At 63.4% G+C, this 14,485-nt stretch carries 14 protein-coding genes; 3 read left to right on the forward strand and 11 right to left on the reverse strand.

Going from position 1 to position 14,485, the window contains the following annotated elements:
• Positions 1 to 12 precede the first annotated feature (12 nt).
• The gene (gene cysD / locus ACODS5_RS08305) at positions 13 to 930 is read right to left on the reverse strand and encodes a sulfate adenylyltransferase subunit CysD (RefSeq protein WP_134691113.1); all 918 of its coding nucleotides are present in this window, start codon (positions 928 to 930) and stop codon (positions 13 to 15) included.
• A 228-nt stretch (positions 931 to 1,158) separates the two neighbouring features.
• The gene (locus tag ACODS5_RS08310) at positions 1,159 to 1,917 is read right to left on the reverse strand and encodes a Nif3-like dinuclear metal center hexameric protein (RefSeq protein ID WP_134691115.1); all 759 of its coding nucleotides are present in this window, start codon (positions 1,915 to 1,917) and stop codon (positions 1,159 to 1,161) included.
• 206 nt (positions 1,918 to 2,123) lie between these two features.
• Between ACODS5_RS08310 and algW the strand changes: the two genes are divergently transcribed.
• Positions 2,124 to 3,284, forward strand: coding sequence for a Do family serine endopeptidase AlgW (algW, locus tag ACODS5_RS08315; RefSeq protein WP_134691117.1), 1,161 nt, complete (start codon positions 2,124 to 2,126; stop codon positions 3,282 to 3,284).
• A 75-nt stretch (positions 3,285 to 3,359) separates the two neighbouring features.
• Here the strand turns inward: algW and ACODS5_RS08320 are convergent, their stop codons facing one another.
• From ACODS5_RS08320 to ACODS5_RS08335, 4 genes are all read right to left on the reverse strand, one after another.
• A complete protein-coding gene (locus ACODS5_RS08320) occupies positions 3,360 to 4,124 on the reverse strand; it encodes an amino acid ABC transporter ATP-binding protein (RefSeq protein ID WP_134691119.1) in 765 nt (254 codons plus the stop codon).
• A gap of 10 nt (positions 4,125 to 4,134) precedes the next feature.
• Positions 4,135 to 5,232 (reverse strand): amino acid ABC transporter permease, encoded by a 1,098-nt coding sequence (locus ACODS5_RS08325; protein ID WP_489108380.1) that lies wholly within the window; start codon positions 5,230 to 5,232, stop codon positions 4,135 to 4,137.
• Positions 5,233 to 5,242: 10 nt separating this feature from the next.
• On the reverse strand, positions 5,243 to 6,421 hold the full coding sequence (locus ACODS5_RS08330; protein WP_134691122.1) for an amino acid ABC transporter permease: 1,179 nt from the start codon (positions 6,419 to 6,421) through the stop codon (positions 5,243 to 5,245).
• 67 nt (positions 6,422 to 6,488) lie between these two features.
• The gene (locus tag ACODS5_RS08335) at positions 6,489 to 7,517 is read right to left on the reverse strand and encodes an amino acid ABC transporter substrate-binding protein (protein WP_134691124.1); all 1,029 of its coding nucleotides are present in this window, start codon (positions 7,515 to 7,517) and stop codon (positions 6,489 to 6,491) included.
• A gap of 333 nt (positions 7,518 to 7,850) precedes the next feature.
• On the opposite strand from ACODS5_RS08335, the gene ACODS5_RS08340 reads away from it, so the two are divergent.
• Both ACODS5_RS08340 and rhlB read left to right on the forward strand, forming a co-directional pair.
• Complete coding sequence (locus ACODS5_RS08340; protein WP_110700510.1) at positions 7,851 to 8,507, forward strand: alpha/beta hydrolase; 657 nt, start codon at positions 7,851 to 7,853, stop codon at positions 8,505 to 8,507.
• A gap of 92 nt (positions 8,508 to 8,599) precedes the next feature.
• A complete protein-coding gene (gene rhlB / locus ACODS5_RS08345; RefSeq protein ID WP_134691128.1) occupies positions 8,600 to 10,072 on the forward strand; it encodes an ATP-dependent RNA helicase RhlB in 1,473 nt (490 codons plus the stop codon).
• Between the two features lie 154 nt (positions 10,073 to 10,226).
• On the opposite strand, the gene moaE is transcribed toward rhlB, so the two are convergent.
• From moaE to ACODS5_RS08370, 5 genes are all read right to left on the reverse strand, one after another.
• Complete coding sequence (gene moaE, locus ACODS5_RS08350) at positions 10,227 to 10,679, reverse strand: molybdopterin synthase catalytic subunit MoaE (RefSeq protein WP_489108381.1); 453 nt, start codon at positions 10,677 to 10,679, stop codon at positions 10,227 to 10,229.
• 2 nt (positions 10,680 to 10,681) lie between these two features.
• Positions 10,682 to 10,927, reverse strand: coding sequence for a MoaD/ThiS family protein (locus ACODS5_RS08355; protein ID WP_134691132.1), 246 nt, complete (start codon positions 10,925 to 10,927; stop codon positions 10,682 to 10,684).
• A complete protein-coding gene (moaC, locus tag ACODS5_RS08360; RefSeq protein ID WP_134691133.1) occupies positions 10,927 to 11,397 on the reverse strand; it encodes a cyclic pyranopterin monophosphate synthase MoaC in 471 nt (156 codons plus the stop codon). Before moaC ends, ACODS5_RS08355 begins: the two co-directional genes overlap by 1 nt.
• Positions 11,398 to 11,547: 150 nt before the next feature.
• Positions 11,548 to 12,942 (reverse strand): PhoH family protein, encoded by a 1,395-nt coding sequence (locus tag ACODS5_RS08365; protein WP_134691135.1) that lies wholly within the window; start codon positions 12,940 to 12,942, stop codon positions 11,548 to 11,550.
• Between the two features lie 298 nt (positions 12,943 to 13,240).
• Positions 13,241 to 14,359, reverse strand: a complete 1,119-nt coding sequence (locus tag ACODS5_RS08370; RefSeq protein ID WP_134691137.1) for a polysaccharide deacetylase family protein — start codon at positions 14,357 to 14,359, stop codon at positions 13,241 to 13,243.
• Positions 14,360 to 14,485 lie beyond the last annotated feature (126 nt).

Genomic DNA, 14,485 nt, shown 5'->3' on the forward strand with positions numbered 1-14,485 from the left:
GGAACCCTGAAATTAGAAGTAGCCTTGGCGTTTTTTGTCTTCCATGGAACCGGCGCCATCGTGGTCGATGACGCGGCCCTGGCGTTCGGACGTTCGGGTCAGGAGCATTTCCTGAATGATGTCCGTCAGGGTTTCGGCTTCCGACTCGACAGCGCCCGTCAGCGGGTAGCAGCCCAGGGTACGGAAACGCACCTTCTTCTTGACGATGCGCGCTTTCTCTTCCTCGCTGAGGTGCTCGAGGATGCGCGCGTCGTCGATCATGATCAGGGTGCCGTTCTTCTCGATCACTTCACGCTCGGCGGCGAAATACAGCGGCACGATCGGGATGCCTTCGAGGTAGATGTACTGCCAGATGTCCAGCTCGGTCCAGTTCGACAGCGGGAACACGCGGATCGACTCGCCCTTGTTGACCTTGCCGTTGTAGATGTTCCACAGCTCCGGGCGCTGGTTCTTCGGGTCCCAGCGGTGCTTGCTGTCACGGAACGAGTACACTCGCTCCTTGGCCCGCGACTTCTCTTCGTCACGGCGCGCGCCGCCGAAGGCAGCATCGAAGCCATGCTTGTCCAGTGCCTGCTTCAGGCCCTGGGTCTTCATGATGTCAGTGTGCTTGGAGCTGCCATGGGTGAACGGGTTGATGCCCTGCGCCACACCCTCGGGGTTGACGTGGGTGATCAGCTCCAAGCCCATCTCTTCGACCATCTTGTCGCGGAAGCGGTACATCTCCTGGAACTTCCACTGGGTATCGACGTGCATCACCGGGAACGGCAGCTTGCCCGGGAAGAACGCCTTGCGCGCCAGGTGCAGCATGACCGCGGAATCCTTGCCGATCGAGTACAGCATCACCGGGTTGTCGAACTCGGCGGCCACCTCGCGGATGATGTGGATGCTCTCCGCCTCCAGCTGTTTCAAGTGCGTCAGATTGTCGACCATGGCTACTCACGAAAAACGATCTTATGGACGGCCTGCGGGCCGTGTTCGAGCGAGCCACTTTATCACAGCGCCCTGTTCTATTTAGGAGGCTGCCTAGATCGAAACAATCTAACGATATGACTGGGGGTTTGGGCGTTGGCGCAGGTTTTTTCGTAGGAGCCAGCCTTGCTGGCGAATGGGCGCCGGTTCGCCAGCAAGGCTGGCTCCTACGGGGTCAACCGCCGGCTTTCAGATGGGATTCGGACAATCGATGAACAGGTGCTCCAGGGCAAACCGCCGCGCCAGGTAATCACCCAACGCCTGCACGCCGTAGCGCTCGGTGGCGTGATGCCCGGCGGCGATGAAGCTGATGCCGTTTTCCCGGGCACTGTGGAAGGTCTGCTCGGAGGCCTCGCCACTGATGAACAAGTCGACCCCGGCGGCAATGGCATTGTCGATATAGCCCTGCCCGCCGCCGGTACACCAGCCAACCCGGCGGATCATCTGCTCGCCCTCGACCACCAACGGCTCGCGGCCCAGGGCCTCCTGCACGCGCCGGGCGAAGTCACGCACCGACAGCGGCTCGGCCAACGAGCCAACCAGGCCGACCACCTTGGGGTTGTTCGGGTCCAGCGGGCCTTCGACGGTGATGTCCAGCTGGCGCGCCAGCTGCACGTTATTGCCCACCTCCGGGTGCACGTCCAGCGGCAGGTGGAAGGTCAGCAGGCTGATGTCGTGCTTGAGCAGGGTTTTCAGACGGCGCTGCTTGATGCCGGTGATGCACGGATTCTCGCCCTTCCAGAAATAGCCATGGTGGACCAGTACCAGGTCGGCCTCGGCTTCGACCGCGGCGTCCAGCAGCGCCTGGCTGGCAGTCACGCCGCTGACGATGCGGCTGACCTGCGGGCGACCCTCGACCTGCAGGCCGTTGGGGCAATAGTCCGGGATCCTGGCGCTGCCCAGATAGCGCTCGGCTTCCTCGACCAGGGTGTTGAGGGCGACGGCCATGAAAAATCTCCTCGAATTCGGCGTTGCGACAGGCACCAGGCCCTATAATGGCCGCCATTATGGGCCGTCGCCGGCGTAGGGGAAACCGGCGGCAGCTGCCTGGGGACCCACACCATCGCCGATCGCCTTGTTCACGTGTATGATCGCGCGCGCTTGCGCCCCGGGCCGCACAGAGGTGGCCCCCGCCCTACTCCCAGGATTCATTCATGCTCAAGGCTCTGCGTTATTTCGGCTGGCCCCTGCTCACCGGCGTGCTGATCGCCCTGCTGATCATCCAGCGCTTCCCGCAATGGGTCGGCCTGCCCAGCCAGGACGTCAACCTGCAACAGGCGCCGCAAACCACGAAGATCATGCAGGGCCCGGTGTCCTACGCCGACGCGGTGACCCTCGCCGCGCCCGCCGTGGTCAACCTGTACACCACCAAGGTGGTGAACAAGAGCGCCCACCCGCTGTTCGAGGACCCGCAGTTCCGCCGCTTCTTCGGCGACAACCTGCCCAAGCAACGACGCTGGGAATCGAGCCTGGGCTCGGCGGTGATCATGAGCCCCGAGGGCTACCTGCTGACCAACAACCACGTCACCAGCGGCGCCGACCAGATCGTCGTGGCCCTCAAGGACGGCCGCGAGACCCTGGCCCGGGTGATCGGCAACGACCCGGAAACCGACCTGGCGGTGCTGAAGATAGACCTGAAGAACCTGCCGGCGATCACCATCGGTCGCTCCGACAGCATCCACATCGGCGACGTCACCCTGGCCATCGGCAACCCGTTCGGCGTCGGCCAGACCGTGACCATGGGCATCATCAGCGCCACCGGCCGCAACCAGTTGGGCCTGAACAACTACGAAGACTTCATCCAGACTGACGCGGCGATCAACCCGGGCAACTCCGGCGGCGCACTGGTCGATGCCAACGGCAACCTGGTGGGCATCAACACGGCGATCTTCTCCAAGTCCGGCGGCTCCCAGGGCATCGGCTTCGCCATCCCGGTCAAGCTGGCTTTGGAGATAATGAAGTCGATTGTCGAGCATGGCCAGGTGATCCGTGGCTGGCTGGGGATCGAGGTGCAGCCGCTGAGCCAGGAGTTGGCCGAGTCGTTCGGCATGCAGGGCCGCCCAGGCATCGTCGTCGCCGGGATCTTCCGCGATGGCCCAGCGGCGCGGGCCGGGTTGCAGCTGGGCGATGTGATTCTGAGCATCAATGGCGAGCCGGCCGGCGACGGGCGCAAGTCGATGAACCAGGTGGCGCGGATCAAGCCCAACGAGAAGATCACCATCGAGGTGGTGCGTAATGGGCAGCAATTGAAGCTGGTGGCCGAGGTCGGGCTGCGGCCGCCGCCTGCGCCAGTGGCCGCAAAGGAAGAGAAGTAGCATCTGCTTCGCCGGCAAGCCCGCTCCTACGCCTAATACCCGTAGGAGCCGGCTTGCCGGCGAACCGCTTTTACCTCAATGCAGGATCTGGCTCAGGAACAGCCTGGTCCGGTCACTGCGCGGCCGGTCGAAGAAGTCGTCCGGCGCCGCCTGCTCGACGATCTCGCCCTTGTCCATGAAGATCACCCGGTTCGCCACGGTGCGGGCAAAGCCCATCTCGTGGGTCACGCAGAGCATGGTCATGCCGTCCTCGGCCAGGCTGACCATGGTGTCGAGCACCTCCTTGACCATCTCCGGGTCCAGCGCCGAAGTCGGTTCATCGAACAGCATGATCTTCGGCTTCATGCACAACGCCCGGGCAATCGCCACGCGCTGCTGCTGACCGCCGGACAATTGCCCGGGGTACTTGTGCGCCTGCTCCGGAATGCGCACGCGCTCAAGGAAGTGCATGGCGATTTCCTCGGCCTTGCGCCGCGGCAGCTTGCGCACCCACATGGGCGCCAGGGTGCAGTTCTCGAGGATGCTCAGATGCGGGAACAGGTTGAAGTGCTGGAACACCATGCCCACCTCGCGGCGGATCGCCTCGATCTGCTTGAGGTCGTTGGTCAGCTCGACGCCGTCGACGACGATACGCCCCTGCTGGTGTTCCTCCAGCCGGTTGAGGCAGCGGATGGTGGTCGACTTGCCCGAGCCCGACGGCCCGCACAGCACGATACGCTCGCCCTGGCGCACGTTGAGGTTGATGTCCTTGAGCACATGGAACTGGCCGTACCACTTGTTCACGCCCTGCATCTGGATGATGCCTTCGGGGCCGGCAGGCTGCTTGATCGCTTCACTCATTTCGAAACTCCTAACGCTTGTGGCCAGTGTCCAGCTTGCGCTCCAGGTGCATGGAGTAGCGGGACATACCGAAACAGAAAATCCAGAACACCAGGGCGGCGAACACATAGCCCTCGGTCGCCATGCCCAGCCAGGTCGGATCGGCCGCGGCCTGCTTGACGCTGTTGAGCAGGTCGAACAAGCCGATGATGATCACCAGGCTGGTGTCCTTGAACAAGGCAATGAAGGTGTTGACGATGCCGGGGATCACCAGCTTGAGCGCCTGGGGCAGGATCACCAGGCCCATCGCCCGCCAGTAGCCCAGGCCCATGGCCGCGGCGGCTTCGTACTGGCCCTTGGGGATGGCCTGCAGACCGCCACGCACCACCTCGGCGATGTACGCCGACTGGAACAGGATCACGCCGATCATCGCCCGCAGCAGCTTGTCGAAGCTCATGCCTTCGGGCAGGAACAGCGGCAGCATCACCGAGGACATGAACAACACGGTGATCAGCGGCACGCCGCGCCAGAACTCGATGAAGGTCACGCAGACCACCTTCACCGCCGGCATGTTCGAGCGCCGCCCCAACGCCAGCAGGATGCCCAGTGGCAACGCGCCGACAATGCCGACCGTGGCGATCACCAGGGTCAACATCAGGCCGCCCCATTGGCTGGTGGGTACCGTGTCCAGGCCCAGCGCGCCGCCGTGCAGCAGGATGTAGGCCAGGATCGGGTACAGCACCAGGAAGCCCAGGCCGTATACCGCCTTGCGTGGGAAGCGCTTGATGAACAGCGGCGCGGCGCCAAGCACGGCGAGCCACACCGTCAGGTCGACGCGCCAGCGCAGTTCGGCCGGGTAGTAGCCATACATGAACTGGCCGAAGCGCTGCTGGATGAACACCCAGCAGGCGCCCTCCTTGGTACAGTCGGCGCGGGTGGTGCCAACCCAGTTGGCGTCGATGAACGCCCACTGCACCAGCGGCGGCACGATCAGCCATACCAGGTACAGGGCGAACAGGGTCAGCAGGGTGTTGAGCCAGCTGGAGAACAGGTTGGCCCGCATCCAGGCGAGCACGCCAACGGTCTTCACCGGTGGCGGCATGTCGGGTTTGAAAACATGGGCTGTCACGGAAGGACCCTCACCGTTCGATCAGCGCAATGCGCTTGTTGTACCAGTTCATCAACAGCGAAATGCTGATGCTGATGGCGAGATAGACGCTCATGGTGATGGCGATCACCTCGATGGCCTGGCCGGTCTGGTTGAGCACGGTACCGGCGAACAGCGAGACCATCTCCGGGTAGCCGATACCGGCTGCCAGCGACGAGTTCTTCGCCAGGTTCAGGTACTGGCTGGTCAGCGGCGGGATGATCACCCGCAAGGCCTGAGGAATGATCACCTTGCGCAGCGTCGGGCCTTCGCGCAGGCCCAGCGAACGGGCCGCCTCGGTCTGGCCGTGGCTGACCGAACGGATACCCGAGCGCACGATCTCGGCGATGAACGCCGCGGTATAGATAGTCAGCGCCAGGGTCAGCGCCAGCAGCTCGGGGATCAGCACCCAGCCACCGACGAAATTGAAGCCCTTGAGCTGCGGCACTTCCCAGAGCACCGGGCTGCCGAACAGCAGCGCGCACACGCCGGGGATGCCGATCAACAGCAGCAGGCCGACCCAGAACTTGTGGAACGGCTGGCCGGTTTCGTCGAAGCGCTTGTTGGCCATGCGCACCATCGCCACGATGGCGACGATCGCCAGCGCCAGCGCCAGCACGAACGGCCAGAAGCCCTCGGCCATCGAGGCGCCGGGCATGTTCAAGCCACGGTTGCTGATGAAGAAGGTGTCGTCGATATTGATGCTGCCCCGCGGCCCCGGCAGGGTCAGGAACACGGCGAAGTACCAGAACAGGATCTGCAGCAGCGGTGGAATGTTGCGGAAGGTCTCCACGTACACCGTCGCCAGCTTGTTGATCATCCAGTTCGGCGACAGCCGCGCCACGCCGATGACGAAGCCCAGCAAGGTGGCCAGGACGATGCCGATGAAGGTCACCAGCAAGGTGTTGAGCAGGCCGATGACGAACACCCGGGCGTAGCTGTCCGATTCCACATAGGGGATCAGGTGCTGGGCAATGCCGAAGCCGGCACTGCGCTCGAGGAAGTCGAAGCCCGAGGTGATGCCCCGGTGTTGCAGGTTGGTCTGGGTGTTATGGAACAGGTACCAGCCAAGGCCCGCCACGAACACCACCGTGACGATCTGGAACAGCCACGCGCGCACACGTGGATCGCTCAGGGAAAACCCTTTCCGTGCGCCGATTTGATTTTGCATGAAGTGCCCCGAAAAGAAGGGATTCGAACGACCCGCGACGGCAGGATGCCGTCGCGGGGTGCAGCCATCAGCGCACCGGTGGCGCGTACTGGATGCCGCCGTTGTTCCACAGGGCGTTCATGCCACGGTCGATCTTCAGGTCGGTGCTCTGGCCCAGGTTCTTCTCGAACACTTCGCCATAGTTGCCGACTTGCTTGACGATCTGCACCACCCAGTCCTTGGGCAGCTTGAGGTCCTTGCCGTACTCGCCGTCAGCACCCAGCAGGCGGGCGTTGTCCGGGTTCTTGGTGGACTTGGCCTCGGCCTCGACGTTCTTCGAGGTGATACCGGCCTCCTCGGCGTTGAGCATGGCGAACAGGGTCCACTTGACGATGCTGAACCACTCCTCGTCGCCCTTGCGCACCACCGGGCCCAGAGGCTCCTTGGAGATGGTTTCCGGCAGTACCACGTACTCGGTCGGCGCGGCCAGCTTGGAGCGCTGGGCGAACAGCTGCGACTTGTCCGAGGTGAGCACGTCGCAACGGCCGGATTCCAGCGACTTGGCGCTCTCGTCGGAGGTGTCGAAGGTGATCGGGGTGTACTTGAGGTTGTTGGCGCGGAAGAAGTCCGAGACGTTCAACTCGGTAGTGGTACCGGCCTGGATGCAGATGGTGGCGCCATCGAGTTCCTTGGCGCTGGAGACGCCGAGCTTCTTGTTGACCAGGAAACCGACACCGTCGTAGTAGGTGACACCGGCGAACACCAGGCCCATGCCGGCGTCGCGCGAGCTGGTCCAGGTGGTGTTGCGCGACAGCACGTCGACTTCGCCGGACTGCAGCGCGGTGAAGCGTTCCTTGGCGTTGAGCTGGCTGAACTTGACCTTGGTGGCGTCGCCGAACACCGCGGCGGCCACGGCGCGGCAGACATCGGCGTCGATGCCGACGATCTTGCCCTGGGCGTCAGGCACCGAGAAGCCTGGGAGGCCGTCGCTCACGCCACACTGGACGAAACCCTTCTTCTTCACCGCATCGAGGGTGGCGCCGGCCTGGGCGAAACTGGTGGCGCCCAGCGCGGCGGCGGCGGTCAGGACTGCCAGCGTGGTTTTCAACATCTTCATCAACAACCTCCAAATCGCTCTTGTTGTATGAGCCGGAATTGCACCGCACCCTTATGAGGCGCATCCGACCCCTGGTTGGCTTGTTTTTGGGTCAATGGCGCAATGGGCTGTTCTGTGACAGCCTTCAATCCATACGAAGGGTGTTACCGCGAAGGTCCACCTCTGCGCATGCCAAGGACATAGCAAAGCGCGTACCACAGTCGAAGGCTTAAGCGATTAAGCGTGAGTCAAGTAGGAAAAGTTGTAGAGTTGCGACATCTTTTTCTGGCATTAACCTGTAATGCCTTGTTTTTACGCACCACATCAGTACGCCAGCACTTTTTCGGAGCAGTCATGACCCAACCGCTGATTCTCGAACCGCAGAAAACCGCCGACGCCTGTGTGATCTGGTTGCACGGCCTGGGGGCGGACCGTTACGACTTCCTACCGGTAGCTGAATTCATGCAGGAGCGCCTGCTCAGCACCCGTTTCATCATGCCCCAGGCGCCGACGCGCCCGGTGACTATCAACGGCGGCTACCAGATGCCCAGCTGGTACGACATCAAGGCCATGACCCCGGCACGGGCCATCGACGAGGCGCAGTTGGAAGAGTCCGCCGACCAGGTGATCGCCCTGATCAAGGCCGAACAGGCCAAGGGCATCAACTTGTCGCGCATCTTCCTCGCCGGGTTTTCCCAGGGCGGTGCGGTGGTGCTGCACACTGCTTATATAAAGTGGCAGGAAGCGTTGGGCGGGGTTATCGCCCTCTCCACCTACGCGCCCACTTTCAGCGACGCGCAGCAACTGAGTGCCTGCCAGCAGCGCACCCCGGCGTTGTGTCTGCACGGCGTGCACGACCCGGTGGTGATCCCCTCGATGGGCCGCACGGCATTCGAGTACCTCAATACTTGGGGTGTGGCCGCCCAGTGGCATGAGTACCCGATGGAACACGAAGTGGTGGTCGAGGAGTTGACGGATATCCACGACTGGCTGAGCCGCCAATTGCAGTGATTCTGTAGCCCAGCCCGCATTGCACTACGCCGCGCCCGATTCTTGCATTACACTGCCCGGCGTACATTCCTTAACCAGTTGACGAGACGACCGTGCTCAAGGCACTCAAGAAAATATTCGCCAAAGGTGACGCCGCACCGCCCATCGCCGCGTCCCAACCCGAGCCGGCTCCACAGCCGGCCGCCGCCCAGGCGCCAGAACGCCAGGCCAGCAAACCAAGGCCAAAGCCTGCGCCCAAGGCCAAGGCCGAGCCAAAAGCCGCCGTCCAGGTCGCCCAACCGCCAGACGCCGAATCGCCCGCCAAGGACAAACCACGCCGCGAACGCAAGCCCAAGCCGCAGGCGAGCCTGTGGAAGCCGGAGGATTTCGTCGTCGAGCCGCAGGAAGGCAAGACCCGCTTCCACGACTTCAAGCTCTCCAACGAGCTGATGCACGCCATCCACGACCTCGGCTTCCCCTACTGCACGCCGATCCAGGCTCAGGTGCTCGGCTATACGCTGCGCGGCCAGGACGCCATCGGCCGGGCCCAGACCGGCACCGGCAAGACTGCCGCGTTCCTGATCTCGATCATTTCCCAGCTGCAGCAGACGCCACCGCCCAAGGAGCGCTACATGGGCGAGCCGCGGGCGCTGATCATCGCCCCGACCCGCGAGCTGGTGGTGCAGATAGCCAAGGACGCCCAGGCCCTGACCAAGTACAGCGGCCTGAACGTGATGAGCTTTGTCGGCGGCATGGACTTCGACAAGCAGCTCAAGTCGCTGGAAGCGCGCCATTGCGACATCCTGGTAGCCACCCCGGGCCGCCTGCTGGACTTCAACCAGCGCGGCGAAGTGCACCTGGACATGGTCGAGGTGATGGTGCTGGACGAGGCCGACCGCATGCTCGACATGGGCTTCATCCCCCAGGTCCGCCAGATCATCCGCCAGACGCCGCCCAAGAGCGAACGCCAGACCCTGCTGTTCTCCGCCACCTTCACCGACGATGTGATGAACCTGGCCAAGCAGTGGACCACCAACCCGGCCATTGTCGAGATCGAGCCGGAGAACGTCGCCAGCGAGACCGTCGAACAACACGTCTACGCCGTGGCCGGCAGCGACAAGTACAAGTTGCTGTACAACCTGGTCACGCAGAACAAATGGGAACGGGTGATGGTGTTCGCCAACCGCAAGGACGAGGTGCGGCGCATCGAGGAAAAACTGGTGCGTGACGGCATCAACGCCGCCCAGCTGTCGGGCGACGTGCCGCAGCACAAGCGTATCCGCACCCTGGAGAGCTTCCGTGAAGGGCGCATCACCGTGCTGGTGGCCACCGACGTGGCCGGCCGTGGCATCCATATCGACGGCATCAGCCACGTGATCAACTTCACCCTGCCGGAAGACCCGGACGACTACGTGCACCGTATCGGCCGTACCGGCCGCGCGGGCACCAGCGGCGTGTCGATCAGCTTTGCCGGCGAGGACGACTCCTACCAGTTGCCGGCGATCGAGGAGCTGCTGGGACGCAAGATCAAGTGCGAGATGCCGCCGGACGAGCTGTTGAAGCCCGTGCCGCGCAAGCATCACTGATCTTCAAGGCAGCCCACCTCCCTGTAGCAGCAGCCTCGTGCCGCGAAAAGGGCCGCAAAGCGGCCCCGGCAACATCTGCATCAATGCTGAGATCCGGGGCCGCGAGGCGGCCCTATCGCGACACAAGGCCGCTCCTACAGAGAGCGGCCTTAGCCTAAGACTCCCAGCGCCCTGCGGCATCCTGGTCGCTCTGCTTCCCATCCACCCAACGCGGCCCTTCCTGGGTATTCTCCTTCTTCCAGAACGGCGCCCGGGTCTTCAGGTAGTCCATGATGAAGTTGCAGGCATCGAACGCTGCCTGCCGATGCGCGCTGGCCACGCCGACAAAGACGATCGGTTCGCCCGGCTCCAGGGCGCCGATACGGTGCAGTACCTCGACCTTGAGCAGCGGCCAGCGCCCTTCGGCCTCGACCACGATCTTGCCCAGGGCCTTCTCGGTCATGCCCGGGTAGTGCTCGAGGAACATCCCCGCCACCTCCAAGCCATCGTTGAAGTCGCGCACATAGCCGACAAAGCTGGCCACCGCGCCCACGCCGACATTGGCGGCGTGCATGGCGTTGACCTCAAGACCTGGGTCGAACGCCGCTTCCTGTACCCGTACGCTCATGCTCAACCTCCAGTCACCGGCGGGAAGAACGCGATCTCGTCACCCTCCCCCAGCGCTTCGCCGAGCCGGCACAGCTCTTCGTTACGCGCGCACATCAGGTTCTGCTCGGCCAGCACCGCGTACTGCCCGCCCTTGTCCACCAGGGCCTGGCGCACATCGGCCAGCACCTTGAAATCGCCCTCCAGGCGCTCGCCATCGACGCCCAGCAATTCACGATAGCGGGCGAAATACATGACCTTGACCTTCATCACCCCTCCACCTTGTAGTGCCCGCTCTTGCCGCCGGTCTTCTCCAGCAGACGCACCTGCTCGATGACCATGCCCTTGTCCACCGCCTTGCACATGTCGTAGAGGGTCAGCGCGGCAACGCTGGCGGCGGTCAGGGCCTCCATTTCAACGCCGGTCTGCCCGGCCAGCTTGCAACGGGCGACGATATGCACCACGTCCTCGCCCTCGGCGACCAGCTCGACCTTGACGCTGGTAAGCATCAGCGGGTGGCACAGCGGGATCAGGTCGCTGGTTTTCTTCGCCGCCTGGATACCGGCGATGCGCGCCACGGCGAACACATCGCCCTTGGGGTGTTGGCCATCGACGATCATGCGCAAGGTGTCCGGCAACATGCGCACCCGTGCCTCGGCAAGCGCCTCGCGGGCGGTCACGGCCTTTTCAGTGACGTCGACCATGTTGGCGCGCCCCTGGGAATCAAGATGAGTCAGCACAGCTCTGCTCCTGTGAAGGGAGTACAGAGTGTAAACCTGTGGGTCAGGTTTGAGCAGAGGGGTATTTCGACGCACCGGCCCGTTCGCCGGCAAGCCGGCTCCTACGCAATCACGTAGGAGCCGGCTTGCCGGCGAACAAGCGGTTCGGTGTTACAGGTGCGACTCGGCGTACTCGGCCAGTACCGAGCGTGGCACGCCCTGCAGGGTGATATGAACCCCGTGAGGGAAGTCCTTGAAGCGTTCGGTGAGGTAGGTCAACCCGGAACTGGTGGCCGACAGGTACGGGGTGTCGATCTGCGCCAGGTTGCCCAGACAGACCACCTTCGAGCCGGCCCCGGCACGGGTGATGATGGTTTTCATCTGGTGCGGCGTGAGGTTCTGGCACTCGTCGATCAGGATCAGGCTCTGCTGGAAGCTGCGCCCGCGGATGTAGTTCAGCGACTTGAACTGCAGCGGCACCCTTTCGAGAATGTACTCGACACTGCCGTGGGTGCTCTCGTCATCCATGTGCAAGGCTTCGAGGTTGTCGGTGATCGCACCCAGCCAAGGCTCCATCTTCTCCGCCTCGGTGCCTGGCAGGAAGCCGATCTCCTGGTCCAGCCCCTGCACGCTGCGGGTGGCGATGATGCGCCGGTAGCGCTTGCTGACCATGGTCTGCTCGATGGCCGCGGCCAGCGCCAGGATGGTCTTGCCGGAGCCGGCGGCGCCGGTCAGGTTGACCAGGTGGATATCCGGGTCGAGCAAGGCGAACAGCGCCAGGCTCTGGTGGATGTCACGCGGCTTCAGGCCCCAGGCCTCCTGGTGCAGCAGCGGTTCCTGGTGCAGGTCGAGCAGCAGCAGTTCGTTGTCGCGAATCCCCTTGATCCAGCCGACGAAGCCCTGTTCGTCGATGATGAACTCGTTGATGTGCACCGCCGGCAGGTTGTCGATCATCTGCACCCGATGCCAGGTGCGACCGCGCTCCTGGCGGGTGTCGACCTTGCTGACCCGGTCCCAGAACGAACCGGTTACCGAGTGATAGCCCTTGGACAGCAAGGAAACATCATCGACCAGTTGGTCGGTGCTGTAGTCTTCGGCGGCGATCCCACAGGCGCGCGCCTTCAGGCGCATGTTGATGTCTTTGGTGACCAGCACCACGTCCAGGTCCGGGCGTTTGGCGCGCAGGTCGAGCAGCTGGTTGATGATGATGTTGTCGGCGAGGTTCTCGGGGAGCAGGCGGTTGGGTTCGTTGCGCGTGCTCATGAGGATGGACAGGAAGCCCTTGGGCCCGCTCTTGCCACGCTGGATCGGCACGCCCTGCTCGACATCGCTGGGCGAGGCATCGCCGAGGGTCTGGTCGATCAGGCGGATGGCCTGGCGACATTCGGCGGCGATGGTGTGTTTACCGGTCTTGAGCTTGTCGAGTTCCTCCAGCACCGTCATCGGTATGGCGACGTGGTGCTCCTCGAAGTTGAGCAGGGCGTTGGGGTCGTGAATCAGGACGTTGGTATCGAGCACATACAGGATTGGCTGGGTGGAGGAAGCGGTGCGTCCTTGGTCATCCATACTCGGTCACCTTATGTGAAAGCCACACGGCGCATACGGCTGCGCCGCAGAGTGACTGCCGTTCTCCCCGTATCCGCGTTGTTACGGGCGGGGAGCTCACCTGGCGAGGGGCGTGGATGACGCCACCTGTGCTGCAGGATTCGGCTGTCTGGCTCCTTGATACCGCAAAAACCATGACCAAAAAAAGACTTTTTACGCTTGGGTGAAGTTTATTTTTCGGATTGACGAACAGGCCTTGGCGCGCGCGGCGCAGGGGACTACGCTCAAGGATCAGGTGGCGGTGTTTGGGGTGGACAACCTACTCTCGCCGCCCATATTCCCGGCAATCCTCCCAGCCAATCCCGCTCTGCGCCGTGTGCTGCAACAACCACTCCAGCGCCGGCTGCGCCTTGGGCTGGCTGTCGCGGAACTGGATCACCCCCTTGCGCCACAGCAACATCAAGGTCAGCACCCGCTGCGCCGACGCCTCGGCGCTCAGCGGGCCGTCGTCCTGGGCATCGATATCCCACAACGAAACCTGCAACTGCTGGCTGGCCATGAACTTCTCGCCATCGGCCCGACGCTGCCCATAAGGTGGGCGGAACAACGGCACGTACTGCTCAGGCAAATCCGCCTGCACCCGCGCCTGGCTGCGCCGCAGCGAGTCCTGCCACCCCTGCCACTGGGCATGGGAGCGGTATTCCCAGCCCTGGATACCCACGCATTGCCCGGCATACAGCGGCACCACCGGCCCCGCGTCCCGCCGCTGTTGCAGGCGGTTACCCAACACGAAGAAGATTGCGTCGAGTTTCTGCCGGCGCAGGTAATCAGCCATCTGGTCACTGCTGCCCCCCTCGGGCCCAGGCCCGCCAACGAAGGTCAGCAGGAATATCCGGTCATTGAGTTCCTCGCCATTGCGTTCGCGCCCGGAGAGCTTTTCCACTTCGCTGGTGGTCTGCGGAAATAGCGCGGCCTTGCGCAGCTGCTCGTCCAGGTAGCGAGCATGGAACTGATGACTGGGTTCGACCCAATCGGTATAGAACGTGCCGACATCAGTGGCGAACGTGGCAGCCTGGGTACGCAAGTCGGCCATCGAAGCCACCGGGTAGCAGAACGACGCGTCCTGTTCGCAGCTGTGTTGCGCCTGCTGGTAGCTGCTCCACAAGCGTTGCCACATTCGCGCGCGCACGGCGCGAACCACCGGCAGGTTGATCTGGCGTAACCCCAGGCGCGTGGTCAGTGCCTGCTCGTCGAGCATCTCGCTTTCATGCAGCACCCGGGCAAACGAGAGGATCTCGGCACGCGACGCCACATCGAACAGCGCCGGGCTGTCCAACTGCTCCGGCCACAGGCCGCGGTCGAAACTGACGAAATCCGCCGGGGCGGCCTGCGCGCCCAGGCTCAACAGCCCGGCGAACAGGGCAAACGCGATACGCACGGTGGGCATTCTCCTTGAAAGCATGGCGCGCACTATAGCGCGAGCCCAGGCGATGTTCCGTGACTATCGTCGCCATAGTTTGGACTTGCTTCGCCAGGCCCGTAGAATTGCCCGACGACTACAGGA

This window comes from Pseudomonas sp. FG47, assembly GCF_057809115.1.